The following is a 25532-nucleotide window of genomic DNA, read 5'->3' on the forward strand; positions in this document are numbered from 1 at the left end:
TCCTCCTATATGACAAGCTGACAGGGAGAATACCGTGCAACACGTTACTGCCGATCTGGTCATTGTCGGTGCCGGTGGAGCGGGTCTACGCGCCGCCATCGCCGCGGCCGAAGCTTACCCAACCCTTACCATCGCGCTGATTTCCAAAGTCTACCCCATGCGCAGCCATACCGTCGCGGCTGAAGGCGGCTCGGCTGCCGTCACCCAGGCACATGACAGCTTTGATCTTCATTTTCAGGACACCGTTTCCGGCGGCGACTGGCTGTGCGAGCAGGACGTGGTGGATTATTTCGTCGAGCACTGCCCGCGAGAAATGGCTCAGCTGGAAATCTGGGGTTGCCCCTGGAGCCGACGCGATGATGGCTCGGTTAACGTACGCCGCTTTGGCGGTATGAAGATCGAGCGTACCTGGTTTGCCGCGGATAAAACCGGCTTTCATATGCTTCACACCCTGTTCCAGACCTCGCTCAAATACCCACAAATCACCCGCTACGATGAGCATTTTGTTCTCGACATGCTGGTGGATGAAGGCGAAGTACGCGGCGTGGTGGCGATGAACATGATGGAGGGATCGCTGGTTCATATTCAGGCGAATGCTGTGGTGCTGGCCACCGGCGGTGCCGGACGGGTTTATCGTTATAATACCAACGGCGGCATCGTAACCGGTGACGGCATGGGTATGGCGCTGCGCCATGGCGTGCCGCTGCGGGATATGGAATTTGTTCAGTATCATCCTACGGGCCTGCCCGGCTCAGGTATTCTGATGACGGAGGGCTGTCGGGGTGAAGGCGGTATTCTGGTCAATAAAGATGGCTATCGTTATCTGCAGGACTACGGCATGGGCCCCGAAACACCCCTGGGCCATCCCGAAAATAAATATATGGAGCTGGGTCCGCGCGACAAAGTGTCGCAGGCATTCTGGCACGAATGGCAGAATGGCCGGACAATCGCCACGCCGCGCGGTGACGTGGTTCATCTTGACCTTCGCCATCTGGGCGAGAAAAAACTTCACGAACGGCTGCCCTTTATCTGCGAACTCAGCAAAGCCTATGTCGGCGTTGATCCCGTCTCCGCCCCCATTCCCGTTCGGCCAACGGCGCACTACACCATGGGCGGCATTGAAACTAACGCCCAGTGCGAAACTCGTATTCGCGGGCTGTTTGCCGTAGGTGAATGCTCTTCAGTTGGCCTGCACGGCGCTAACCGTCTGGGTTCAAATTCTCTGGCCGAACTGGTGGTCTTTGGACGCGTCGCGGGTGAGCAGGCTGCTACCCGCGCCCTGCAAAGCAAAAAAACCTCCACGGCGGCGCTGATGGCACAGGCCAGCGACTGCGAACGCCGCCTCAACGCGCTGGTGAATCAGCAGGGCAATGAGTGCTGGTCAACCCTGCGCGATGAAATGGGTATGGCAATGGAAGAGGGCTGCGGCATCTATCGCACCCCCGAGCTGATGCAGAAGACGATTGATAAGCTGGCCGAACTGAAAGCGCGCTTTAAACGAGTGCATATCAGCGATATGTCGAGCGTATTTAATACCCAGCTGCTTTACAGCATTGAGCTGGGGCACGGGCTGGACGTTGCAGAATGCATGGCCCACGCGGCCTTCCAGCGCAAAGAGTCTCGCGGTGCCCACCAGCGGCTGGATGAGGGTTGCACCCAAAGGGACGATACGCATTTCCTCAGTCACTCTCTCGCTTTTTACAACCCGCACGGCGCACCGGAAATCGCCTGGGATTCGGTAAAAATTACCCGTTTGCCGCCTGCTAAACGTGTTTATGGCGGTGAATCTGAAGTAAAAGGAGGCAAGGCATGAGCGATTTGAAGCGCTGTAAAATTGTTATCCAGCGCTATAACCCCGAGACCGACCGGGTGCCCCGCAATGAGAGCTTTGATGTCCCCTGGGATGAACAAACCTCGCTGCTGGATGCGCTGGGTTTTATTAAAGATAATCTCGCCTGCGATCTCTCCTTTCGCTGGTCCTGCCGGATGGCGATTTGCGGCTCCTGCGGGATGATGGTGGATGGCGTGCCGAAGCTGGCATGCAAAACCTTCCTGCGTGAATATCCAAAGGGCATGCTCGTTGCGCCACTGGCTAACTTCCCCGTGGAGCGAGACCTGGTTGTCGATATGAGCCATTTTATTGAAAGCCTCGAGGCGATCAAACCCTATGTGATCGGTAACACCAGGGAGCCATCAGAGGGGCCAGGCCAGCAAACGCCAGCCCAGATGGCGCGTTACCACCAGTTCTCCGGCTGTATCAACTGTGGGCTCTGCTATGCCGCCTGCCCGCAGTTTGGCCTTAACCCCGAGTTTATCGGCCCTGCGGCCATTACGCTGGCGCATCGCTACAATCTCGATAATCGCGACAAAGGCAAAAAACAGCGTATGGCACAGCTGAATGGCGAGAATGGCGTCTGGCCCTGCACCTTTGTGGGTTATTGCTCGGAGGTCTGCCCTAAGCATGTCGATCCTGCGGCAGCTATTCAGCAAAGCAAGGTTGAAAGTGCAAAAGACTTTCTGATTGCCACACTCAGGCCACGTTAAGGAGGGATAATGATCACTAAACGTAAACCTTATCACCGCCCGATGGAGACCGGCTGGTGGATGAAATCCGGTTTTTATCGCTTTTACATGCTGCGCGAAGGGACGGCTATTCCGGCGCTGTGGTTCAGCCTTGAGATGATTGCCGGGCTGTTTGCCCTGCGGCACGGTGCAGAGAGCTGGGCCAGTTTCATCGCGTTTTTACAGCATCCGGTGGTGCTGCTACTGAATCTTATTACGCTGGCAGCAGCCCTTTTACACAGCAAAACCTGGTTTGAACTGGCACCTAAAGCCTCGGTTATTGTTGTGGGCGATAAAAAACTTTCGCCGCGCCCGGTCATCATTGGGCTATGGAGTGTCACGATCGTCATTACCCTGGCGGTGTTGCTTCTGGTGCTGTGGCCTTAAGGAGAAATGAAATGAAAGCACAACCTGTACGCTCCGACGAACCGGTATTCTGGGGCTTATTTGGCGCAGGAGGGATGTGGGCTGCACTCTTTTCGCCGGTGATTGTCCTGGCGGTGGGCCTGCTGCTGCCGCTGGGTGCCGGGCCTGAGCACGCCTTCAGCTATGAGCGGGTCCTCGACTTTGCTCAGTCCCTGCCCGGCAGGGTGTTTCTGCTGCTGGCTATCGTACTGCCGCTCTGGTGCAGCCTGCACCGGATACATCACAGCCTTCATGATATGAAAGTCATCCTTCCGGCCGGTAAATGGTTGCTTTACGGCTTCGCCGCTATCCTGACCGTGGTAACGCTTATCGGCATTATCGCGGTGTGAGATCGCTGGCGGCAAGCGGGTGAATCCCCGGAAGCTTACACCAGGTAAGTGACCGGGGTGAGCACGGGCGGCCAACGCGCCTGCAAATTGAAAGATGAAGGGTATATACTGGTGACGATATTCATTGCTAATGGAATACGTCTCTATGTCTCTGTGGAAAATGCTCATCGCCGGCGGCACCGCCCTTCTCTCTGTTGCCTGTAATACCACCCCGCCGAAAGGCGTCACGCCCGTTGAAGGCTTCAATACCGATCTCTATCTTGGTAGCTGGTATGAAATCGCCCGGCTGGATCACCGCTTTGAACGTGGTTTGCAGCAGGTAACCGCCAGCTACAGCAAGCGCGAGGACGGTGGCCTTAAGGTGGTAAACCGCGGATACAATGAGCAGAAGCAGCGCTGGCAGGAGAGCATTGGCAAGGCCTATTTTACCGGCTCCACCCGTCGTGGCGCGCTAAAAGTCTCTTTCTTCGGCCCCTTCTATGGCGGGTATAACGTTATTGCCCTCGACGACGACTATCAGCATGCGCTGATCTGCGGCCCGAACCGGAATTATCTGTGGATATTGTCGCGCACGCCAACGCTGTCCGAATCGGTGAAAGAAGCGCTGCTGGCAAAAGCGCAGCGCGAGGGATTTGACGTATCGAAGCTAATTTGGGTTAAGCAGAAGTAAGATTAGAGATGAGGCCGGTGCGCGGGCACCGGCACACAAATTACTGCGCGGAACGCTGAATGGCCTGACCGCCAGCCGACACGTCTTCTCCCACGCCGCGCGTGGTGTTACAGGCTGTGAGCACGGAAGAGAGGACCAGCACCGAAAATATCGCAACAATACTTTTCTTTAACATGACAATTTCCTTTTAAGTAGAAGTAAAGTACAGCGTTTTAAGCATAGCTGTAATTTAGCCACACGCCTCAGAGCCGCGTAGCGAAAAGGAAACTTTAGGAGTATTGAGTTAGCTGGCTACGCGAGAGATAGCACCGCCAAGATGCTGAACGTCCTCGCCGAAACCATGGAAGGTATTACAGGCGCTGAGTGCGCAGGTCATCAGTAATGTTACAGCAATGCGTTTTATCCACTTCATCATCTGCATCCAACCACCTGAAAAATAAGGGCCTGCATCAGAGCAGACCCCCCAGTGTCCCGACTTATTTTACGCGAGAGACGTATTCGCCAGAACGAGTATCAACACGGATAACTTCGCCAATCTGCACGAACAGAGGTACTTTCACTACGGCACCGGTAGACAGCGTAGCGGGCTTGCCGCCAGTACCTGCGGTATCGCCTTTCAGGCCTGGATCGGTATCAACGATTTCAAGCTCAACAAAGTTTGGCGGCAGTACCTGAATCGGCTTGCCGTTCCACAGCGTAACGATACATTCGGCGTTGTCCAGCAGCCATTTTGACGCATCCCCAACCGTTTTCTCTTCAACAGGATGCTGTTCAAAAGTTTCAGGGTGCATAAAGTGGTAGAACTCACCATCGTTGTACAAATAGTTCAGGTTAGTATCTACTACGTCTGCGCCTTCGGCGGAATCGGTAGATTTGAACGTTTTCTCAACGCGGGTACCGGTCAGCAGACGACGCATTTTCACGCGTGCAAAAGCCTGGCCCTTACCGGGTTTAACGAACTCGCTTGATTCGATAGCATAAGGTTCGCTTTCGAACATGATTTTAAGACCGGGACGGAAATCGTTGCTAGAATAAGTCGCCATAAAGGCCCTCTACAATTTAATACTGGTACTTAGCCAAAAAAATGGCACACATTGTAACCCTAAACCCCCCTTCGCGAGAAGAATGGTTGCATCAACTTGCGGATGTAATCACCGATCCACATGAATTACTGCGTCTTTTAGGCCTTGATTCGCACCCGGCGCTGACGGCGGGCACTGATGCACGTCGTCTTTTTGCCCTGCGCGTCCCCCGGGCCTTTGCCAACAGAATGCAAAAAGGCGATCCGCAAGATCCTCTCCTGCTGCAGGTCATTACCGCCAGTCAGGAGTTTGTTGATGCTCCGGGCTACAGTACCGATCCGCTGGATGAGCAGAGCAGTGTCGTGCCGGGTCTGTTACATAAATATCGAAACCGTGCGCTGCTGTTGGTCAAAGGCGGCTGCGCCGTCAACTGTCGCTACTGCTTCCGCCGCCATTTTCCCTATGCTGATAACCAGGGCAACAAGCGCAACTGGCAGCAAGCCCTGGAGTATATCCGAGAGCAGCCAGAACTGGATGAGATTATTTTCTCCGGCGGCGATCCGCTGATGGCCAAAGACAGTGAGCTGGACTGGCTGATCGGCGAACTGGAGCGGATCCCGCACATTAAGCGGCTCAGATTTCACAGCCGTTTACCGGTGGTTATCCCTGCGCGCATCACCGCTGCTTTTTGTCAGCGGCTGGCGCAGTCACGCCTGCAGGTGCTGTTCGTTACGCATATTAACCACGCCCGTGAGATTGATAGTGACCTGCGCGACGCCATGCAGCAGCTTAAACGTGCGGGTGTTACCCTTCTTAACCAGAGCGTACTGCTACGCCATATCAATGATAGCGCGGTTACGCTGGCTGCGCTGAGCAACGCACTCTTCGATGCCGGGATCCTGCCTTACTATCTTCACGTGCTGGATAAGGTTCAGGGTGCCGCTCACTTCTTTGTCTCTGACGAAGAGGCGCGCGCCATTATGCGTCAGCTGTTAACCCTGGTATCCGGCTATATGGTGCCTAAACTCGCCAGAGAAATTGGCGGCGAACCAAGTAAAACACCGCTGGATTTGCAGCTACGTCAGTATTGACCGGTGTGAGCCAGGGGCATGGCTTTGTCTGAGTCTGAGTCTGAGTCTGAGTCTGAGTCTGAGTCTGAGTCTGAGTCTGAGTCTGAGTCTGAGTCTGAGTCTGAGTCTGAGTCTGAGTCTGAGTCTGAGTCTGAGTCTGAGTCTGAAGCGTGAGAGGCTGTGGCAAAGCTTGCAAGGGTGTGGAGCATGAAAGGTGGCGGAAAAGCCAGGCGGGGCAAAGTATGGGAGGCGATAGAGCTATCCTCCCTTCGACGATGTGGTGCCAGGGCTAATTCAGGGGCACTTATAAACCTGACCGGTCATTTTGCTGTCCAGAGGCGCAAAGCTGGACCAGATGTTCTGCGTTGGGCTGGTGGCACCATAAATAACGTTGCCGCCCATTGCTGCTGCACGATTGCGTAAATCATTTGCCGCGCCGCGCAGGGGGCTGCTCTCGCCGCCTGCACCGCTCAGCCAGTTGCTCTGTGAGCCCGTCAGGTTGCCCAGTAGCTGGCATCCGCTCGCGGGCTGTTGGTCGGTGAAGGTAACACGTTCACCTCCAGCACTCAGCTGGTGTGAACTGCTACAGCCTGTCAGCAGCACTGCCGCGACAGAGAGTCCCAGCAAGACATTAATCCGCATTTTAATCCCCATTATTATCATCAGAGTCTTTCCAGAGCATACCGTGAAACCGGCTGAAGCTCTTGATCACCCGTTGTCCAACAACCCATAAACCGTTGTTCGGATTAGTTCTGGTGCCAATGACTTTACTATTTTCCCTCACAAAAGAAAAACCCCCTGTCAGAGACAGAGGGTTTCTTTTCAAACGGAGGGGGGAATTACATCATTCCGCCCATGCCGCCCATACCGCCGCCAGCACCTAAATCAGGCGCGTCGCCTTTAGGCAGGTCGGTCACCATGCATTCGGTGGTGATCATCAGGCCAGCAACAGAGGCCGCGTACTGCAGCGCAGAACGGGTCACTTTGGTTGGATCCAGAATACCGAAGTCGATCATGTTGCCGTACTCTTCGGTCTGCGCGTTGTAACCGTAGTTACCTTCGCCTGCTTTAACCATGTTAGCCACCACGGATGGCTCTTCACCGGCGTTAGAGACGATCTGACGCAGCGGAGATTCCATGGCGCGCAGAGCAACCTTGATACCTACGTTCTGGTCTTCGTTCTGACCGGTCAGGCCAGCCAGCATCGCAGCAACGCGAACCAGCGCAACGCCACCGCCGGCAACCACACCTTCTTCTACCGCTGCGCGAGTGGCGTTCAGGGCATCTTCAACGCGGGCTTTTTTCTCTTTCATTTCAACTTCAGTCGCTGCGCCCACTTTCAGTACGGCTACGCCGCCTGCCAGTTTAGCGATACGCTCCTGCAGTTTCTCACGATCGTAATCAGAGGTCGCTTCTTCGCTCTGCTGACGAATCTGGTCAGCGCGACGATCGATGCTCTCTCTTTCACCCACGCCATCAATGATGGTGGTGGTATCTTTGTTGATCACAACGCGTTTCGCCTGACCCAAGTCTTCCAGCGCCGCTTTTTCCAGTTCCATACCAATCTCTTCAGAGATAACGGTACCACCGGTCAGCACGGCAATATCCTGCAGCATTGCTTTACGACGATCGCCGAAGCCAGGCGCTTTCACCGCAGCAACTTTAACGATGCCGCGCATGGTGTTAACCACCAGCGTTGCCAGTGCTTCACCTTCAACATCTTCAGCGATAATCAGCAGTGGCTTACCGGCTTTAGCAACGGCTTCCAGCACGGGCAGCATTTCGCGGATGTTAGAGATCTTCTTATCAGCCAGCAGGATGTAAGGTGATTCCAGCTCAACAGCGCCCGTTTCTGGCTTGTTGATGAAGTAAGGAGAGAGGTAGCCGCGGTCGAACTGCATCCCTTCCACGACAACCAGCTCGTCTTCCAGGCCAGTACCTTCTTCAACGGTGATCACGCCATCGTTGCCGACCTTCGCCATAGCCTGAGCAATCAGCTCACCAACGGTTTCATCAGAGTTAGCGGAGATAGTCCCTACCTGAGCGATCGCTTTAGAATCGGCGCAGGGTACGGAAAGGTTTTTCAGTTCAGCAACGGCGGCGATAACGGCTTTGTCGATACCGCGCTTCAGATCCATCGGGTTCATGCCCGCAGCAACGGCTTTCAGACCTTCGTTAACGATAGACTGAGCCAGTACAGTTGCCGTTGTGGTGCCGTCGCCCGCAGCGTCATTGGCTTTAGAAGCGACTTCTTTCACCATCTGCGCGCCCATGTTTTCGAACTTGTCTTCCAGTTCGATTTCACGTGCGACAGAAACACCATCTTTAGTGATGGTCGGTGCACCAAAAGATTTATCCAGAACCACGTTACGGCCTTTCGGGCCCAGGGTAACTTTTACTGCATCTGCCAGTACGTTCACGCCACGGAGCATTTTTACGCGTGCGTCATTACCGAATTTTACGTCTTTAGCTGCCATCTTAAATATCCCTTAAATTCGTTTCGTTCAGTGAGGTTCGCGGAAAATTACGCTTCAACAATCGCCAGAATGTCGCTTTCAGAGATGATCAGCACGTCTTCGTTGTCGATTTTTTCCGTTTTGGCGCCGTAGCCTTCATTAAAAATGACGACATCACCCACTTTCACGTCGAGCGCTTTTACGTCGCCGTTGTCAAGGAGTCGGCCATTACCGACAGCAAGCACTTCGCCACGGGTCGATTTACCCGCCGCGGAGCCGGTCAGCACAATGCCGCCCGCTGATTTAGATTCCACTTCTTTACGCTTGACGATAACACGGTCGTGCAGAGGACGAATTTTCATTGATAGCTCTCCTTTGAGAAGTCCAATCAGTCTTTTTTGGGATGAAAGCCGGGCTTAAGTGGCACCGGCCTCGTGACGGAAGAGATAGGGACGCGCGGAGGGGCTTTCAAGGGGAAAAAAATAAAAATTTTGCTTTTGCGTAACGATTGCACAATTTGTAAGCGTAAGATCCCTAAGAGAAAGGCGGTTTCCCGCCTTGCACCTCATTTGCGACGGTCACCGTCACCGCGATCGTGTTCGATAAGCGTAGATCCCTTACGCTCATACTCGCCGTCAACGGTCACGCCGCTGTCGTTCGCCCCGCCCTGCCCCCGCCACACCCGCAGATGAGGCATCAGCTTAAGCGTAAGACGCTTCTGCACCGGCGGCAGCAGCAGCAGTAATCCCAGGAAATCGGTGAAAAAACCGGGCAACAGCAGTAAAAAACCCGCCAGGATCAGCGAGACGCTTTTGATCATCTCCGCCGCCGGGCTTTCACCCATCTGAAGCTTATGCTGCATCAGGACAATGTTTTTCATCCCCTGATTTTTAACCAGCGAGATACCAATCAGCGAGCTGAATACCACCAGCACCAGCGTCAGCAGGACGCCCAGCACGTGTGCCACCTGTATGAAAATGCTTATCTCAATCCAGGCGAGAACAAATAATACTAAAAACGGTAACCAGCGCACCGCAGTCTCCTGTTAGTCAGGGCCGCCCCGCATACTGCGCGACGGCAAAATAGAGATCGTAACGATCGTAGTTCAATGTAATGGGGGCTGTACGCGACCTTTTCAACCATACCGCACCCGGTTAAGGGTTAGGGACGATATGCGATACAGCTCACATTGCGTCTGACTCAGTTGAAAATTAACGTGTTTCTTTTGATCTGCGTTCAGGCTTTCACACACCAACAGAATATGATCGTGCTCCGCCCTGGGCAAACGGATAAAATATTGCCCTAAGAGTTCCCAGCCAGACAATCATGATGATTGAATGGGTAACTACCTGAAAATCACGCATTTGAAAGGTGCGCACAACGTTAAGAAGGTTCACATGGCTGATAAGATTCGTATCGAAGAAGACCTGTTAGGTATGCGTGAAGTGCCGGCGGAAGCTTATTACGGCATTCATACTCTGCGCGCGATAGAAAATTTTTACATCAGTAACAGTAAAATTAGTGATATTCCTGAGTTTGTGCGCGGTATGGTCATGGTCAAGAAAGCAGCCGCGATGGCGAATAAAGAGCTGAAAACCCTGCCTCGTGACATTGCGAACAGGATTATTCAGGCTTGTGATGAAGTGCTCATCAATGGCAAATGCCTGGATCAGTTCCCGGTTGACGTCTATCAGGGCGGCGCAGGCACTTCAGTTAATATGAACACGAACGAAGTTCTGGCGAATATCGGGCTTGAGCTGATGGGCCACCAAAAGGGCGAGTACCAGTTCCTTAATCCCAACGACCACGTCAATAAATGCCAGTCAACTAACGACGCCTACCCCACCGGTTTTCGCATTGCGGTTTATACCTCCATTCTGACGCTGCTGGGGGCACTCGGTCAGCTCAGCGCAGGCTTTGAGCGCAAGGCCACTGAGTTTAATACCATCCTCAAAATGGGGCGCACCCAGCTACAGGACGCCGTGCCAATGACGCTCGGGCAGGAGTTTCACGCCTTTAACGTGCTGCTGAATGAAGAGATCAAAAGCATTCTGCGCACCGCCGAACTGCTGCTGGAGGTTAACCTGGGCGCCACGGCAATCGGTACGCGATTAAACACCCCGGAAGGTTACCAGCAGCTGGCGGTGCAAAAGCTGGCCGAAATCAGCGGTCTGTCCTGCATTCCGGCAGAGGATTTGATTGAAGCCACCTCCGACTGTGGTGCCTACGTGATGGTGCACAGTGCGCTGAAGCGCCTGGCCGTTAAGCTCTCCAAAATCTGTAACGATTTGCGCCTGCTCTCCTCCGGACCCCGTGCGGGCCTGAATGAAATCAACCTGCCCGAATTGCAGGCAGGCTCATCGATCATGCCAGCCAAGGTGAATCCAGTGGTGCCCGAGGTGGTTAATCAGGTGTGCTTTAAGGTGATTGGCAACGATATGACCGTGACGATGGCGGCAGAAGCGGGCCAGCTGCAGCTGAATGTAATGGAACCGGTCATCGGGCAGGCGATGTTTGAGTCTGTGCATATCCTGACTAACGCCTGTTCAAACCTGCTGGAGAAATGCGTTAACGGCATAACGGCCAATAAAGCCGTATGCGAAGCCTACGTGTTTAATTCCATCGGTATTGTTACCTACCTGAATCCCTACATTGGTCACCATAACGGCGACATTGTTGGCAAAATTTGTGCTGAAACGGGTAAAAGCGTGCGCGAGGTGGTGCTGGAGCGCGGCCTGCTGACCGAGGCAGAGCTGGATGATATTTTTTCCACCCAGAACCTGATGTTCCCGGCATACAAAGCGAAACGCTATACCGATGAAAATGAGGAGTAGTTCATGATCGTGCCGGAGTTAATTGTCGTCCTGATGGCGATTTATCTGGGCGCACGCCTCGGCGGGCCAGGTATCGGCCTGGCGGGCGGCGTGGGGATGTTGGTTCTTACGCTGGGATTCCACATCCGGCCCGGTGCCATTCCCTTTGATGTGATTGAAATTATTATGGGCGTGATTGCCGCGATTGCGGCAATGCAGGTGGCCGGGGGCATGGATTACCTGGTGAGCCTGGCCGAACGGCTGTTGCGCAGGCATCCCCGTTACATCACCTTTCTCGCGCCGCTGGTGACCTGGTTTATGACTATGCTGGCAGGCACGGGACATACCGCGTTCTCAACCCTGCCGGTTATTGCGGAAGTGGCGAAAGAGCAGGGCGTACGCCCTTCCCGCCCGCTGTCGATAGCCGTCGTCGCTTCGCAGATAGCCATTACCGCCTCACCCATTTCGGCCGCCGTGGTATTTCTGGCCGGGATACTGGAACCTGTCGGCATCAGCTATCTGGGCTTGTTGTCCGTGGCTGTTCCCTCGACGATGATCGCCATTTTCCTGGCGGCGTTAGTGACTAACTTCCTCGGCAAAGAGCTTAAGGACGATCCCGTATACCAGGAGCGCCTGGCAAAAGGCGAAGTGAGCCAGCGCGGGGCCAGCGTGCTGGAGGAAATGCCAGGCGCGAAACTTTCCGTGCTGCTGTTTATCGTCGGTATTATCGCCGTGGTGCTCTATGCGACCGCCATTAGCGATACCGTCGGGCTGATCGCCAATCCGGTATTACCGCGCAATGAGGCCATCGTCATCTTTATGCTGACCACGGGCGCGTTAATCTGTCTGACCTGCAAGGTGGATGCAACGCGTATTCTCTCTGCCAGCACCTTTAAGTCCGGCATGAGCGCCTGTATTTGCGTGATGGGCGTGGCGTGGCTGGGCGATACCTTTGTTAAGGCGCATCTGTCAGAGATTCAACAGGTCGCTGGCGATCTGCTGGTTGAGTTCCCCTGGATGCTGGCGGTGATCCTCTTTTTTGCTTCCACGCTGCTTTATTCACAGGCCGCCACAACCAAGGCGCTGATGCCTGCGGCGCTGCTGCTGGGGGTCTCCCCCGTAACCGCCGTGGCATCCTTTGCGGCCGTGTCGGCCCTGTTTATTCTGCCCACCTATCCCACGCTGCTGGCTGCGGTGGAAATGGACGATACCGGCTCCACGCGCATTGGAAAATTCGTTTTTAATCACTCCTTTATCATCCCAGGTACGCTGGCTATCTGCCTTTCCGTACTGTTTGGCTTTATCTTCGGCCATCTGTTTTTGTAGCGCCTTTCAGGGCCGGAACTTTCTGGCCCTCTCTTTTTTCCCGCTTAACCGCGTTACATCCTGAAAATGTTCCTGACCCGACGTCATGATATAGTGCGCTGCATCCGTATACGGATTACCCAACGTGCGCCCACAACCACGCCCGGACGCCGGTTGTTATTTAATTAAACATGGAAAGAGCGGTTTCATCCTATGGCCCAGCGTATTACCACATTACTCTTTTTGCTGTTAACGATCCTGCTTAGCCCGGTCGCTAACCCATCGCTGTTCAGCAGTCCGGCTAAAACGCCTTTTGGCACGGTTAATCAGGCGTTTAGCTTTGATTTCTCTCAGCAGGCAAACACGTTAACCCTTAGCTGGCAGATTAAGCCCGGATACTATCTCTATCGTCAGCAGATCAGCATTACTGCACATGGCGCGACCCTCAGCGACTGGGTACTGCCAGCAGGAAAAGCGCATGAGGATGAGTTCTACGGTAAAACCGAGATCTACCCCGAGAACCTTACTCTACCGCTACAGCTGCTGCGGGCCGATAAGGGCGCCACGATTACCGTCACCTACCAGGGATGTGCGGCGGCAGGATTCTGTTATCCGCCGGAGACGCGTACCGTTCCCCTGAATCCGGTGCTGGCTGCTGGCAGCGGCTCTGCCTCAGCCTCGCAGGCATCCAGTGCGCCGCTAAAGACGTCTGCGATTGCCTCTTCACCTGCGGATACGAAAAACGTTAACGCTAACGCTAACGGTATGGCGGATCCCTCTTCGCCTGCTGATGCGGTACACGTTACCGCTAATGCTGCTGCACATCCTTCTTCACCTGCTGGTGCCAGCGCGTTGCCTTTCTCCGCCCTGTGGGCGCTACTTATCGGCATTGGCGTGGCGTTTACCCCCTGCGTACTGCCGATGTATCCCCTTATCTCCGGGATCATCCTCGGCGGCAGTCGTCGGTACTCCCTGCTGCGCCTGTTTGCGCTGGCCGTGGCCTACGTACAGGGTATGGCGCTGACCTACACGGTGATGGGCGTCATCGTCGCCGCAGCGGGATTGCGCTTTCAGGCTGCGTTGCAGTCACCGATCGTACTGATGGCTCTGGCGGTGCTGTTCACCCTGCTGGCCCTGTCAATGTTTGGCCTGTTTACCCTGCAAGTTCCCGCATCGGTACAGACGCGTCTGACCCTGTGGAGTAACCGTCAGCAGGGCGGCTCGCTGCCCGGCGTCTTTTTGATGGGCGCGCTGGCAGGGCTGATTTGCTCTCCCTGCACCACCGCGCCGCTCAGCGCGATCCTGCTTTATATCGCCCAGAGCGGCAATATGCTGGCCGGTGCCGGGACGCTCTATCTCTATGCGCTCGGCATGGGGCTGCCGCTGATTGCCGTAACGCTGTTTGGTAACCGCCTGCTGCCTAAGAGCGGTATCTGGATGCAGACCGTTAAAGAGGGTTTTGGCTTCGTTATTCTCGCCCTGCCGGTTTTTCTGCTCGAACGCATCGTCGGCGACGCCTGGGGACTACGACTGTGGAGCGGGCTGGGCGTTGCGTTCTTTGCCTGGGCATTTATCAGCCTGAAATCTTCGCATGGCTGGCTGAGAGCGGGACAAATAGCGATGCTGGCGGCGGCGCTGATCGTCGCCCGCCCCTTGCAGGACTGGGCGTTCGGGCCTGGTACCGCCCCTCAGACGACCGCGCATCTCAGCTTCACGCAGCTTGATGATGTAAAGGATCTCGACGCGTCTTTACAGCAGGCTAACGGGCGCATCACCATGCTCGACCTCTATGCCGACTGGTGCGTTGCCTGTAAAGAGTTCGAGAAATACACTTTCCGCGATGCACAGGTGCAGACCCGGCTGAGTGCATTACAGCTGCTTCAGGCCGATGTCACGGCTAACAGCCCCAAAGAGCGTGAGCTGCTTGAGCATCTACAGGTACGCGGCCTGCCGACTATCCTGTTTTTTGATGCCAACGGCCATGAGATCCCGCATTCCCGCATTGCGGGCTATATGGATGCCCCGGCATTCCAGCAGCATTTGCAGAAACTGACGCAGTAAACGACACTGGGAAATGATTTCCGGCTGAAGCCGGAAAAATGCATACAAGAGGAGAGTCACTTGCAACGTGAACAGGTACTCGAGCATGCACTGAGTGTACTCGAGCAAAATGGCCTGGCCCCCACCACTTCCTTTGCCATGATGGCAGAAGCCGTGGCGTGTCAGGAGCAGGATATCAAACGTTTCTGGCCGGACCGTGAGGCATTACTGTATGACGCCCTGCGATATCACAGCCAGCAGGTTGATACCTGGCGGCGCAAACTGCTGCTGGATGAGACGCTCAAACCCGAGCAAAAGCTGCTGGCCCGCTATGAAATGCTGGCCGAAGCCGTAAACAATAACCGTTATCCCGGCTGCCTGTTTATCGCCGCGTGTAGCTTTTATCCCCAGCCCGAACACCCTATTCATCAGGTCGCTGACCAGCAAAAGCGCGCATCCTGGCAGTACACGCACGATCTGCTGAGTGAGCTACAAACGGATAATCCCACGCTGGTCGCCCATCAGATGGAACTGATCCTCGAAGGATGCCTTAGCCGCCTGCTGGTAAAGCGTAAGGTGCAGGAAGTGGAGATTGCACGCCTGCTTGCAGAAGATGTGCTGAATTTTGCGCTATGCCGTAAGAATGGCGCACTCACCTGAGCAATATTTTGCCAGGCTGGGTGAAAAGCAGTCACTCAAACGGGTTTTAACGGATTTTTGTGACAAAGCCGTTGACGAAGGACGGCCTTTACGGTTTAATGCGCCCCGTTGCCCGGATAGCTCAGTCGGTAGAGCAGGGGATTGAAAATCCCCGTGTCCTTGGTTCGATTCCGAGTCCGGGCANGGTTTAATGCGCCCCGTTGCCCGGATAGCTCAGTCGGTAGAGCAGGGGATTGAAAATCCCCGTGTCCTTGGTTCGATTCCGAGTCCGGGCACCATCATTTCAAACCCTCGCTCAGGCGGGGGTTTTTGCTTTCTGGCTCAATAAATTGTTGGTTTGTCAGTAGTCACCTCTCTTAATCTTCCTCCGGCCCCGCTTCCCGGTGTTACAGAAAGGTGGTCCAAATGGGCATTATGATACAGCCAACTAAGAACAGATTTGGCGTTTACTTCGTCCGTAAAGCCGTCCCCAAACACCTGCAAGACATCCTTAAAAACGTGAAATCAAGCTCACCCTGATACCATAGGCGTGAAGGAAGCCAGGGAACGTGCACCCGCCAAAATCATCCAGATAGACATGATGCTCAGGTTGGCTGAAAAACAGCTGGCCGCAGAGCAGACACTCACTGATGCCGATTGGACTGACACCACCCCGGTAGACGATCCTGCCCTATAGTTGTGGGGGCAGTCTAACCCTGCGTTTTATTCAGCCTGGTAAACCTCAGCAGAATGCTTATATTGAGCGATATAACCGGACGGTGCGTTATGACGGGCTGGGGCAGCACCTGTTTACATCACTGGATGCGTTGCAGAGCTATGCCACTCGATAGCAATGGTTTTATAATCACGAACGTCCGAATATGGCGCTGAATGGCTACACGCCGACGCAGCATAGACAACGCACGATCTGATTCTACTTATCACCTCCGTTAAAAATGGGGGGATTACCGAAAGATGAGTTATTCAAAAGCATTATTTTGAGAACTGTTAAACCTCCTGATTTTTTCCCATCTTATCGACATATTAATTCCTTACAAAGTGTGTTAAAACCAAACGACACGAGGCACACGTTTACTGAATATCGTACGAATGATATGGACCAGATATAGCATTAAACCGCACTATAACCCTGCTTCGGGTCATTCTTATATTGCGGAAACGCCAGCTTAAGCTCCCCTTGCTCCACCAGCGGTTTCAAATATTGCTGACGCAGCGCATTAGGGTTACGACTAAGGATCTGCCCCAGCGCAGCAACGGAAATATACTGCCCCTGACACACATTCAGAATCACACTCTTCATCAGCGCTTTATCCCCCAGACGCAGCCTTTCACGCGGAACCGCTGCTAATGTAAACAACGAATTACGGAAAGCCTCGGTGAGATTGTCAACATCATCAATATAGGGTCTATCGATAAAGCGGTTAAGCAAACGTCCATACTCATCCCGGGACGTGGATTGATCGTCCTCAGCGTTATATGTGGAGCTTTCCTCGTTATGTGTGGACCTCAGCTCGTTATATGTGGAGTTCAACTCGTTATGTGTGGACCTCTGCTCGTTATATGTGGAGCTCTCCTCGTTATGTGTGGACCTCTTATCGTTATATGTGGTGTCCCCTTCGTTATGTGTGGAGCTCACAACCGCACCTAACGAGAAAACCTCATCCGGCGTCATGACCGATACGCCGGGTAAGGTGTAATATTTATTTTTCTGCTCACCACCTGCGACCAGAAAACCTTTACTTTCCAGACGTGGGAGCGTCAACGTGACTTCGCGGGAATGGCGGGTTGTTAACTGGCAGGCGCGTTCATGATTGACCCAGCCTTCAATCGCCGCCGTTGCAACAATCACCTGTTCAAAATCATCAAGCAGATCGAAGGTCTCGCCAAATCGCTGATGCAGGTCATCCAGAACATGCTGCGGGATCAGGCTAGCGGTAGAAAGCTCTAATAGCGTCTGTGCAGGAAACGTTTTTTCCCAAAGTTTAGGGGTTCGCCAATTAGCCGATTTCCAGCCACTGAAAATCTTCGGCATCCCTGAACCTGCTTTCTCACCCAGACCAATAAGCAAAAACATCTGGTGTAGCAACCTGTTGCGGCAATCACTGACGCCGCCCGCAATGACATCCTCCAGCGGCAGACGCATCAAGCCGGGGTTGCGAAAGCCAAACATGTCGGGACGTTTGACGATCAGAATAGAAACACGGTCGGTAAAATCAGCATGGACCAGCGTGTTGACCAGCGCTTCACGCAATGCGATATGTACTGGCGTATCCGTTCTGCGCTGACCCTCTTCAAGCGTAAAGGGGACTTTAAGATCGGCGACCAGCTTTTGGTATACCTTGCGATAAAAATCAAACAAGTTCCCTGACCATGTACCGTCCGGACATACCCGATCCACCCAACGCAGCTCCGTTTTAGCTTCGGGGCGTTCCTGGTAATCCACCATGTAGTTAGGCGCAGCAGCAATAATCGCATCCCATTTACCAAACATGAGAATGCCAGCCGCCGTTATGCCCTCTTTTCCGGTTTCCCTGTCTTTACGCCATCCACCAACCATTTTAAATAGTTCAAACGGCTCACAGGCCAGATAAGGATGCTGCGGGTTATTTGCCGATAGCAGATTGCGATAGACTTTCAGGCTGTCCAGATCGATATCGTCCTGAAAGGTATAGTGTTCGGAAAGCACTTCATTATCGCGGCTGTCGTGGATCTGCTCTGCAAGCATCCGCTTGACGGTCATATCATCACAAACGCGATCGCCTTCGTGCAGACGTTGATAGGTGTTACCAAATGGGGACTTTTTCAGGTGAACCGGCTTTTGTTTGCGCATCGCCTGTGGGATATGGATCGCCAGAACGTCCGTTCCCTGCAAAGAGATCTGTTGCACATCGTTTTCTGATCTCAGCACATTCGCACTGACCCGATCACGATCGTTTAACTGATTAAACAGATCGGTCTTAATCTTTTCTGGATCAGAAATACCAACTGGTGTAAATTTTCCAGCCTGTTCTTTTACACCGAGAACTACCCAACCGCCCCGACCATTCGCCATTGCGGAATAGGTGGGCCAGAAGTCTTTCGGTAACTCGCCTTTGCCGTCTTTCCCCCCTGCCAGCTTGAACTCTACCTGTTCCGACTCGACAAGGGTTTGCAGATCTATAATGTCTTTTATTTGCAAAGGCATAGAGGTTCCTCTGGCTGAAAAATATTCGGCTATATCATACCGCATCTCCCGATTATCCGGTAGATTGCTAAGGGTACTGACGGATTCTTCAGCCTTATTTATAATCCTTTCTGCCACATGACCAGTTCCTCTTCAACTATCGCCGCAGGCAAAAATTCCTGCTCCAGACGACCACGCGGCAAGCGGGTCAAGTAGCGATAAAAATCGGACTCTTCATTAACCAAGCCATCAGGTATTGCTTGCTGCGCTTTTACCGGTTCAGGAACGGCACTATGGCTGGCATATTGCTCAAACAACTCACGGTTCATGAGCAGGACATCAAGCATCGGACGACAGCGCCTGGCTCTCGCCAGTATCAGTAGCCCCCAGCTATCCATATCCCCCCAATAAGCAACGCGTTTTTCATCCAGAACAGAGCTGGATAACCATTGCACGTCAAGGCCACACCCTAAAATCGCGATAGTGTCAGATAACGCTGGAAGTTGATGCAGACACTGTTCATTTTCAATCACCAGAATACGCGACGCGGGCAATGTTGTTTCCGCCAGTTCTGCCGTCGTTACCCGGCATTTTTTAAAAGGGAGCAAGCCGGGCGATAATGGCACAACCAAAACCCAGTGGCTGGACTCATCAAAAGCATCAAGAAAAGTCGTTAATCCCTGCTCGCTGGCTTCCCCTGAAAAACGCACATCCAGCAGTCGGATTAATAACGAAATATTATTCTCAATAAATTTGGTATCCACCCCTTGCCCAGAAAGCAGCCTTAACGGTAGCCCCCTTGCACAGCCCGGCTCTAATCGGCAGGCCAGCCTGACAGCACTGATGATGTCCTGCGGATCTTTATGCCGCCAGAGCGAACGATGGCTGACCAACAGCGAATGAAAAATGGGATCAACCTGCTCAATAATTCCCTCCAGCAAGCGAAATTCCCGACTCACCGCCGGATCCGCCGCGGCGTTGATCCAGTCAGAAGGGCCGTTCAGGATCCAGCACAACGGCATTGATACCGATCCGTCGCTTGCCCGATAACTCACCTCTTCCCATTCCACACGCCCAACTGCGACTCGCCGCCATAACTGCACGTGATGCAAAACACGCTGAGCCTGCTCTGCGAATATTTTAGCGGAAGGTTTGCCAATGGGCAGACAGAGCGGCCAGTTACCGGGTGGAAGTAAGCGCTCAGCCCGTAGCTTTGCGTTATTCCACTGCCGGGCAAGCTTTTCACGCAGTTCATCAGGAGAATACATTCTACGCGTTCTCCCGTCGCTGGTAGTGTTGTTCCAGCTCTTCCCAGCTCAGCGAAGCCATATTTGAATCCTGACCGCGCCGGTGGACGACAATCGCCGACCGGGTATGGTCACGCAGCAGGCGCATTTCCTTATTAGGGGTGATAAATACCGCATGTAAGCCAAACTCTCTAAGCGCGGCAATGATCCTGCCCGCCACGGCATGAGAGCTGCGGGAGAAGGCTTCATCAAGGACAATGGTGCCGAAAAGCGGATAACGACTCCCCGCAGGGCATAGCGCGTAGCTAAGTGATGCGGTCAGCACGTAAGACGCGATAATCTCTTTTTCTCCACCGCTACCGCCCTGTGAGCCTGTACGTGATTCAATCACGCTTTTGCTCTGGCGATCCATCACCGACACGGCGAACTCCAGACGAAAACGGGGATCCAGTAGCGCTTTCGCTCCCAGGGTACGGTTTCGTTCACAGGCATCCCGAAGTTGTGCCACCAGCACCTGCAAGGCCTTATAATGGCTCTCACCGTTATCATCAACAAACCGGGCGGCATTTAGCTGACGCTGCGCTTTTTCAAGCGTGCGCAGGCTTTCATGGACAACTTTTTTGGTATCCAGACGCAGGTAGCGACCCTGCTGAAAATCGACCCTGAACATGGTTTCATTGAGTTCGCTAAGGCGTGCCTCAATCACCAGCACCTCATGATCGATATGGCTGAGCAGTTGCGTTACGCCGTCGTCAGATGAACGATTAAGATAGTCAAGGAAGCGGTTGAGCTTTTCCGGCAGGGCTTCTTCGGTCAGTTCCTGCAAACGCTGTAAATAGACAGGAATATCGTCCAAATCAGCCCCTGCCTCAACGAGCGCCCCGGTATCCACACGTTTAGCTTCAGACATCCGTTTGGTCAACTCAATGTTCAGTCGATGCAGTTCACCTTTAACACCCTCAATTTCTTGCTGAATTCCCCGCTCATGTTGACGTTCCAGATCGCGAATGTCGGGCAGTTGTTCCAGAGGCACCGCCGGGAAATGTGACGCGCACAACTCTCGCTCTTCATCCTGCATACCTTGTTGCGCGGTTTGCTGGGCCTTACGTTCTGCGGTCCGGGCGAAGGTGAGCTCGGTATCCAGCCCGTTAGTGACTTTATTGGCAGCTCTGAGCTGCTTATCAAGTTCAGATTCAACCGTTTGAGCCTCATCAAGTTTTGCTTTCGCTACGCTGGCGTCAGAATCCGGGCCGATCAGATTCTCAAGCCGTTCCTTGAGCGCCTCCAGTTGACTCTTTGCGCCGGGAACATCGATGCTATCGTAGTCAATTTGTTGTATTTTCTGGAATGAAATGGCCTGATTTTGCAAAAGCCCCACTTCGCCTTTCGCAAACTCAAATGCCTCGTTTGCAGCTTTAACCTGCTCCTGGAGCGCGGCAATTTCTTTGGCAAGGAAGTTTAGGCGATCGCAGTTATCGAATCCCGTCAGCCAGTCTTCATCAAGGCGTTTCTGATCCTGCTTGTCATAAAAACGCTGTTTACCAGACATTAACCCCTCAACCGTCATAGCATGAGGCGTGTCACGCAATTGTTCAGGGCTGTCAACACAATGCCTGTCGATTTCTGCCAGTAATGCTTTGACGGCTTCTCGCCACGGATGCTCTTTCCACAACAGCTTGCGGGCAAAGCCATCGTCGAAGAACCGGGCGGGAGAGTGCGGTAATTTGACCTCCATTAGCCGCACATGCAGACGGTTGTTGCGCTGATTTACCCAGCGCAGCGCTTCCTGTGCAGATTCAGGCGCAACAAGAATACGCAGCCTGTTACTCCCGACAGCGCGCTCAATCGCACCGCGCCATTGCGCCTCTTCCGGTTTAACCTGTATCAGTTCAGCGACGAAAGGCAGTTCAGATTCATCAACGTTCAGCGCTTTTGCCAGCTCGCTGCGAAACGCCTGATAATATGCGTGAAGGTTAGAATCCGGACGAGACGCGATCTCGGCGCGTTCAGTTTCCCGTTCCCGAAGTTCTTCAGTAATGCGATGGCTGAGCGCGCCTTTTTGATATCCCTCTTCCTGTTTCAACTTTATATCATCGGCAAACTGCTCACATCGGGCCTCGGCTTCATGCTGATTCGCCTCCAGCTGTGGTTGGCTCAGGTCAGGCGGCAATCCAAGATTGTGGGTCAGCTGTTGATACTGGCGCGCCACAGTCTCTCGACTGCCGAGCGTTTTTTGCCAGTCCTTAATACGCTCGTTCAGTTCATCGATATTGGCGCCGCCGACCTGGAGATAGCGCTGCATACAGTCGCTAACCACCTTTTTTTGCAACTCAAGCCGTGACTGGATCTGTTCTTCGCTGGTTTCCGCCTCACCAAGCTCAGCGTTAAGGAGGCCAATCTTTTCCCGCCAGAGCTGGCTTGCCTGTTGTGCAAACCAGATGGGCAACAGCGATTCCAGCACCTGCCTGTCAGCAAGTTGTCGCTCTTGCTTCTGGTACTTATCCCAACTCAGGGCGACAGGTTGCAAGGACTGCTGCTGTTTACGCGCCGTTTCCAGCTCCTGATGAATTTCTGTCAGACCATCAAAACTATTGGCCAATTCTGTTGCACGATTGAAGGCGGAGTGATCGTCCAGCACCAGCTCGCGAAAAATCTCATCAATGCTATTTAGCTGTTTTAACCCTGCGGCCCGGTTTAACAGCGTAAATGCGTTTTCCCCCACTTCGAAGAAATCCCGCAGGCGCGCCAGATACTGCTTTTTATTGTTCAGCCAAATCCAGATTCCGGTCGTTTCTTTTTCCATTTGCTTCAACAGCCGTGCTCCACCGTCATGCCAGATATTCAGCCAGTGATCCAGCGTCTGTGTGGAGTTATCACTAAACACCCACAGCTTTTTCAAGTCTGCCGCGCTGGAGCTGGTGGAATCAAACCACAATAGCGTCCCCATACAGACCTGCCGCCCTTCACGCTCCAGCGTAGCGGCGATGCCGGTCACGGTTTTCCCCGGTCTGGCAATATGTGATTGCCCCTCACCACCATCGCCGGGTCCGGATACACCGCGGACATAAGAGATAAGATCCCTGTCGCTTTCATGTCCCCCGGTTGAAGCCAGGTTGTAGCGGGGATTGGCGCAGAGTAGCGTAATTAAGGCATCGACCAGCGTCGTTTTTCCGCTCCCGGTTGGACCAATAACGGCGGTACCTTCCTGATGGATTGCTGCCTGATGCAATCCATGAAAACCGCCCCAGTTGAACAACTCGATACGAATGAGAATAAAAGATTCCTTTCCAGCCAGATGCGCTATTTGATTCATACGTCCTCCTCACTACTCTCCTTTTCTAACGAATCATCAGGGGAGGTTGGTTGAACAATTTGTTCCCGTAGCCATGCCAGTAATGCCTGAAGATTCATCGGGTCGGCAAGATGAGCAATAATCGGACGAATCAGGATCCGCTCATGCGCATCCGGCGACGTGACCAGCCCATGCCCCTTTAATTGATCCAGTAAGGTAAGCAACCGGGTGCGTTCTTTTGATTCACTCCCCGGATCGCCAAGGTAAATCTGGAGCTGAGGGAGGAGATCGTCGATAGCGATCTGCGCCTGGCTGGCGCCAGTTCCACTTTCTTGCTCCCAGGCAACAAAATGCTGGCGCAATATGGCAACCAATAATGATTGTTCCAGGTTAAGCCGTTGCCGTCTCACCAGATGGTGTAACCATTCATCCTGCTCTGGCGTTTCGTCAAGCCTGACTTTGACATACAGCAGACCGCGGATCTCATCAATGCCGATATCCAGATCGAGAGGTTCCAGAATGCGAGTAACCTCTTCAGGATGGGTCAGTACGACGCGATACAGATTAGGTTTACTGGCCTCTTCCAGCAGGCCGTATTTAAGCAGTTCCTGAGTCGCTTCGCGTATTTTTTTCAGCGTTCGCGTTTCGCTACTGGCCGCACTTTCTTCAACAGAATCATCGGTAACGTCTTCGTTCGATGGTTCTGGTTCACTGCCTGCATTTGTAGTAACGCTCCGGTTAATCAGCCTGTCAAAAAAGCCGGCCATACCTGCTACTCCCAATCAATATCCATTAATGCCTGACATTCCAGACCGGTAGTGGGTAGATTAAATCGCCAGCGGCGACCTTCCCTATCACTCAGCTCAGCGAATTCGCGTTGTGAATCAATAACCTCAATGCCCGCTTCACTCGCCATGCCAATCCAGACGGCGAAGGTTTCGAGATCGTGAGCCGGGGGCAATAGCGCCGCCAGTTCAGCCAGACCAACGGGGCGATTTTCTTTTGCCAGAAGCTGCAACGTCTGCTGAATCAACGCCTCACGATCGAGGCCATTGAAAGCATCCCAGAAATCATCGCCAATCTGCGTTAAATCCGCCGCATGATTACTGAGATCCAATGTCTGTTCCGCTTCATCATCTACCTCTTTAAAACGTAAACGTTCAATAGCGGGGATGCCTGTTACCGCCACACCAACGGCAGGAAGCGGAACCTCTTGTTTACGAATCATCTGGCGCTGCCAGTCGAGTTTTAACGCCAGATTCAGAAACTCGTTAAGCAGATGACCAACGCGGTGGTGTTCAGCAGCAAGACCCGTTTTCATAAAACCGCGGACATCGCGCTCGCTACGGGCACGAGCCCGGAGTACAGATTGCGATTCATCGACCAGGCGTTTAACCAGCCAGCGCAGATCGTGCCGCTGTAGACGGTTAAGCGCATCGGAAGCGGAAGGATGGCTAAAGATTACGCGCAGTCGCTCGCTCATTGCCGTTAGCTCAGCTGATTGGCGGAGCTGTTGCTGAAAACTGTCGAAGACTCTGCCTTCAGGCGTATTAAGCAGCGCGTCCTGATCGTTGAGCAGGCTCTCTACTATATCGCCGCGATGATACTGCTCGCCGATAATAGATTGCCGAAGCGCGCGGTCGGCCTCGCGCCAGGAGTCTTCCACGCGACGAAAGTCAGCCCTCAGGCTGGAAGCTAAATTGAAGACCTCACGAATATGTTCAACCGCCTGATGCGTTTCCAGCACCTCAATATGCCCGGCTTCTGCCTCCTGTAATTCACGTTCCAGTTCGGCAATACGACGACGTAAGGTTGAAACCCGGTTTGCCGGATTAGGATTAAGTCGGGTTTCCAGGTTTTCAATTTCCCGCTGTACGATGGACAAACGGGAAGCCGTAGAGGTCATGAAACGATTATCCAGAGACTCAACAAACGTAATCGCGACCTCAAGCGCATCGGTAGCAAAAATACGGCCATCCCGTTCGACAATTAAACGGCGTTTAATCCATTCCCGCAGTTCACGACCGGCCTGAAGAGATGGATTGTCCTGATTAATGTCATACTGTTCCTGACTCACGTGCTCGACAAGAATGCCGGTAAGAGACTGAATAGCTTCCTCAAAGGGGATACCATCATGTGATTTTTCAAAAAGCGTTTTCAGACAACTCAATACCAGCGGGGCACGGCGGGNACGTGCTCGACAAGAATGCCGGTAAGAGACTGAATAGCTTCCTCAAAGGGGATACCATCATGTGATTTTTCAAAAAGCGTTTTCAGACAACTCAATACCAGCGGGGCACGGCGGGTGGCAAGAAGTATCCAGGCTGGATGCTGATTTTTTGCTGAAATATACTTTTCCGTACGCTGCCTTGTATTTTCTTCCATGTAGCAGAGCCTTCAAAATGCTGGTTGAGGTACACAGACTACGATAATTCGCCGTTGCGGGCTTTTTCTCCAGTAGCCTGCCTTACTTTGTG

Annotated in this window: 23 protein-coding genes, 2 tRNA genes and 2 pseudogenes; 13 read left to right on the plus strand and 14 right to left on the minus strand. The window is 53.4% G+C overall.

Annotated elements, in window-relative coordinates:
* The first annotated feature begins 34 nt into the window (after positions 1–34).
* The 5 genes from frdA (at position 35) to A1830_RS08090 (ending at position 3987) form a co-directional block, all read left to right on the plus strand.
* Positions 35–1813 (plus strand): fumarate reductase (quinol) flavoprotein subunit, encoded by a 1779-nt coding sequence (frdA, locus tag A1830_RS08070; protein WP_067704263.1) that lies wholly within the window; start codon positions 35–37, stop codon positions 1811–1813.
* Positions 1810–2544, plus strand: coding sequence for a succinate dehydrogenase/fumarate reductase iron-sulfur subunit (locus tag A1830_RS08075; RefSeq protein ID WP_067704266.1), 735 nt, complete (start codon positions 1810–1812; stop codon positions 2542–2544). The genes frdA and A1830_RS08075 overlap by 4 nt, the downstream gene beginning before the upstream one ends.
* A 9-nt stretch (positions 2545–2553) precedes the next feature.
* The gene (gene frdC / locus A1830_RS08080; protein ID WP_067704269.1) at positions 2554–2949 is read left to right on the plus strand and encodes a fumarate reductase subunit FrdC; all 396 of its coding nucleotides are present in this window, start codon (positions 2554–2556) and stop codon (positions 2947–2949) included.
* 11 nt (positions 2950–2960) lie between these two features.
* Positions 2961–3317 carry a fumarate reductase subunit FrdD gene (frdD, locus tag A1830_RS08085; RefSeq protein WP_067704272.1) on the plus strand — a complete coding sequence of 119 codons (357 nt, stop codon included), beginning with the start codon at positions 2961–2963 and terminating at the stop codon, positions 3315–3317.
* 145 nt (positions 3318–3462) lie between these two features.
* A complete protein-coding gene (locus tag A1830_RS08090) occupies positions 3463–3987 on the plus strand; it encodes a lipocalin family protein (RefSeq protein ID WP_067704276.1) in 525 nt (174 codons plus the stop codon).
* Positions 3988–4027: 40 nt separating this feature from the next.
* Here A1830_RS08090 and A1830_RS08095 read toward each other — a convergent pair whose 3' ends face one another.
* From A1830_RS08095 to efp, 3 genes are all read right to left on the minus strand, one after another.
* On the minus strand, positions 4028–4162 hold the full coding sequence (locus A1830_RS08095; protein WP_067704279.1) for an entericidin A/B family lipoprotein: 135 nt from the start codon (positions 4160–4162) through the stop codon (positions 4028–4030).
* 108 nt (positions 4163–4270) lie between these two features.
* The gene (locus tag A1830_RS08100; RefSeq protein WP_067704643.1) at positions 4271–4402 is read right to left on the minus strand and encodes an entericidin A/B family lipoprotein; all 132 of its coding nucleotides are present in this window, start codon (positions 4400–4402) and stop codon (positions 4271–4273) included.
* Between the two features lie 61 nt (positions 4403–4463).
* Positions 4464–5030, minus strand: a complete 567-nt coding sequence (gene efp, locus A1830_RS08105) for an elongation factor P (RefSeq protein ID WP_067704280.1) — start codon at positions 5028–5030, stop codon at positions 4464–4466.
* Between the two features lie 41 nt (positions 5031–5071).
* Here efp and epmB point away from each other — a divergent pair, with 41 nt between their 5' ends.
* Positions 5072–6100 carry an EF-P beta-lysylation protein EpmB gene (gene epmB / locus A1830_RS08110; RefSeq protein ID WP_067704281.1) on the plus strand — a complete coding sequence of 343 codons (1029 nt, stop codon included), beginning with the start codon at positions 5072–5074 and terminating at the stop codon, positions 6098–6100.
* Positions 6101–6373: 273 nt separating this feature from the next.
* Here the strand turns inward: epmB and A1830_RS08115 are convergent, their stop codons facing one another.
* From A1830_RS08115 to A1830_RS08130, 4 genes are all read right to left on the minus strand, one after another.
* On the minus strand, positions 6374–6721 hold the full coding sequence (locus tag A1830_RS08115; RefSeq protein WP_067704646.1) for a DUF4156 domain-containing protein: 348 nt from the start codon (positions 6719–6721) through the stop codon (positions 6374–6376).
* A 197-nt stretch (positions 6722–6918) separates the two neighbouring features.
* Positions 6919–8556: a chaperonin GroEL gene (groL, locus tag A1830_RS08120; RefSeq protein ID WP_067704282.1), complete on the minus strand. Its 1638-nt coding sequence runs from the start codon at positions 8554–8556 to the stop codon at positions 6919–6921.
* Between the two features lie 47 nt (positions 8557–8603).
* Entirely contained in the window at positions 8604–8897 is a 294-nt protein-coding gene (locus A1830_RS08125; RefSeq protein ID WP_067704283.1) for a co-chaperone GroES, read from the minus strand.
* Positions 8898–9100: 203 nt separating this feature from the next.
* Complete coding sequence (locus A1830_RS08130; RefSeq protein ID WP_067704286.1) at positions 9101–9568, minus strand: FxsA family protein; 468 nt, start codon at positions 9566–9568, stop codon at positions 9101–9103.
* A 364-nt stretch (positions 9569–9932) separates the two neighbouring features.
* On the opposite strand from A1830_RS08130, the gene aspA reads away from it, so the two are divergent.
* From aspA to A1830_RS22565, 7 genes and pseudogenes are all read left to right on the plus strand, one after another.
* Positions 9933–11369 carry an aspartate ammonia-lyase gene (aspA, locus tag A1830_RS08135; protein ID WP_067704651.1) on the plus strand — a complete coding sequence of 479 codons (1437 nt, stop codon included), beginning with the start codon at positions 9933–9935 and terminating at the stop codon, positions 11367–11369.
* A gap of 3 nt (positions 11370–11372) precedes the next feature.
* Positions 11373–12674 carry an anaerobic C4-dicarboxylate transporter gene (locus A1830_RS08140; protein WP_067704287.1) on the plus strand — a complete coding sequence of 434 codons (1302 nt, stop codon included), beginning with the start codon at positions 11373–11375 and terminating at the stop codon, positions 12672–12674.
* A 192-nt stretch (positions 12675–12866) separates the two neighbouring features.
* Positions 12867–14714, plus strand: coding sequence for a protein-disulfide reductase DsbD (locus tag A1830_RS08145; RefSeq protein ID WP_067704288.1), 1848 nt, complete (start codon positions 12867–12869; stop codon positions 14712–14714).
* Between the two features lie 60 nt (positions 14715–14774).
* Positions 14775–15353: a transcriptional regulator gene (locus A1830_RS08150; protein ID WP_067704289.1), complete on the plus strand. Its 579-nt coding sequence runs from the start codon at positions 14775–14777 to the stop codon at positions 15351–15353.
* Between the two features lie 110 nt (positions 15354–15463).
* Positions 15464–15536: transfer RNA gene (locus A1830_RS08155), tRNA-Phe, on the plus strand.
* Between the two features lie 19 nt (positions 15537–15555).
* Positions 15556–15631, plus strand: a tRNA-Phe gene (locus A1830_RS08160).
* Positions 15632–16042: 411 nt separating this feature from the next.
* A pseudogene (locus A1830_RS22565) lies at positions 16043–16264 on the plus strand (transposase); the annotation flags it as partial.
* Between the two features lie 200 nt (positions 16265–16464).
* On the opposite strand, the gene A1830_RS08165 reads toward A1830_RS22565, so the two are convergent.
* The 7 genes and pseudogenes from A1830_RS08165 to A1830_RS08190 form a co-directional block, all read right to left on the minus strand.
* Positions 16465–18654, minus strand: a complete 2190-nt coding sequence (locus A1830_RS08165) for an RNA-binding domain-containing protein (protein ID WP_369815695.1) — start codon at positions 18652–18654, stop codon at positions 16465–16467.
* Complete coding sequence (locus A1830_RS08170; RefSeq protein ID WP_067704292.1) at positions 18636–19784, minus strand: DUF3322 domain-containing protein; 1149 nt, start codon at positions 19782–19784, stop codon at positions 18636–18638. Before A1830_RS08170 ends, A1830_RS08165 begins: the two co-directional genes overlap by 19 nt.
* Position 19785: 1 nt before the next feature.
* Entirely contained in the window at positions 19786–21132 is a 1347-nt protein-coding gene (locus A1830_RS23920; protein ID WP_369815699.1) for an SbcC/MukB-like Walker B domain-containing protein, read from the minus strand.
* A gap of 1116 nt (positions 21133–22248) precedes the next feature.
* Positions 22249–23076: pseudogene (locus A1830_RS23925) on the minus strand (ATP-binding protein); the annotation flags it as partial.
* Entirely contained in the window at positions 23073–23822 is a 750-nt protein-coding gene (locus A1830_RS08180) for a DUF4194 domain-containing protein (protein WP_082804121.1), read from the minus strand. The pseudogene A1830_RS23925 and the gene A1830_RS08180, both read right to left, overlap by 4 nt.
* A gap of 5 nt (positions 23823–23827) precedes the next feature.
* Entirely contained in the window at positions 23828–25225 is a 1398-nt protein-coding gene (locus A1830_RS08185; RefSeq protein ID WP_231877589.1) for a DUF3375 domain-containing protein, read from the minus strand.
* Positions 25222–25440: a DUF3375 family protein gene (locus A1830_RS08190; protein WP_067704295.1), complete on the minus strand. Its 219-nt coding sequence runs from the start codon at positions 25438–25440 to the stop codon at positions 25222–25224. Before A1830_RS08190 ends, A1830_RS08185 begins: the two co-directional genes overlap by 4 nt.
* Positions 25441–25532: the final 92 nt, after the last annotated feature.

The sequence above is a fragment of the Erwinia sp. ErVv1 genome (genome assembly GCF_900068895.1).
Classification (GTDB): domain Bacteria; phylum Pseudomonadota; class Gammaproteobacteria; order Enterobacterales; family Enterobacteriaceae; genus Erwinia.

Bases quoted from the DNA above. Each gene is read 5' to 3' on its own strand.
- A1830_RS08170 (WP_067704292.1), bottom strand. From the start codon at position 19,784: ATGTATTCTCCTGATGAACTGCGTGAAAAGCTTGCCCGGCAGTGGAAT.
- A1830_RS08115 (WP_067704646.1), bottom strand. From the start codon at position 6,721: ATGCGGATTAATGTCTTGCTGGGACTCTCTGTCGCGGCAGTGCTGCTG.
- frdC (WP_067704269.1), top strand. From the start codon at position 2,554: ATGATCACTAAACGTAAACCTTATCACCGCCCGATGGAGACCGGCTGG.
- A1830_RS08145 (WP_067704288.1), top strand. From the start codon at position 12,867: ATGGCCCAGCGTATTACCACATTACTCTTTTTGCTGTTAACGATCCTG.
- aspA (WP_067704651.1), top strand. From the start codon at position 9,933: ATGGCTGATAAGATTCGTATCGAAGAAGACCTGTTAGGTATGCGTGAA.
- groL (WP_067704282.1), bottom strand. From the start codon at position 8,556: ATGGCAGCTAAAGACGTAAAATTCGGTAATGACGCACGCGTAAAAATG.
- A1830_RS08180 (WP_082804121.1), bottom strand. From the start codon at position 23,822: ATGGCCGGCTTTTTTGACAGGCTGATTAACCGGAGCGTTACTACAAAT.
- A1830_RS08095 (WP_067704279.1), bottom strand. From the start codon at position 4,162: ATGTTAAAGAAAAGTATTGTTGCGATATTTTCGGTGCTGGTCCTCTCT.
- A1830_RS08090 (WP_067704276.1), top strand. From the start codon at position 3,463: ATGTCTCTGTGGAAAATGCTCATCGCCGGCGGCACCGCCCTTCTCTCT.
- A1830_RS08100 (WP_067704643.1), bottom strand. From the start codon at position 4,402: ATGATGAAGTGGATAAAACGCATTGCTGTAACATTACTGATGACCTGC.
- frdD (WP_067704272.1), top strand. From the start codon at position 2,961: ATGAAAGCACAACCTGTACGCTCCGACGAACCGGTATTCTGGGGCTTA.
- A1830_RS08075 (WP_067704266.1), top strand. From the start codon at position 1,810: ATGAGCGATTTGAAGCGCTGTAAAATTGTTATCCAGCGCTATAACCCC.
- epmB (WP_067704281.1), top strand. From the start codon at position 5,072: ATGGCACACATTGTAACCCTAAACCCCCCTTCGCGAGAAGAATGGTTG.
- A1830_RS08140 (WP_067704287.1), top strand. From the start codon at position 11,373: ATGATCGTGCCGGAGTTAATTGTCGTCCTGATGGCGATTTATCTGGGC.
- efp (WP_067704280.1), bottom strand. From the start codon at position 5,030: ATGGCGACTTATTCTAGCAACGATTTCCGTCCCGGTCTTAAAATCATG.
- A1830_RS08125 (WP_067704283.1), bottom strand. From the start codon at position 8,897: ATGAAAATTCGTCCTCTGCACGACCGTGTTATCGTCAAGCGTAAAGAA.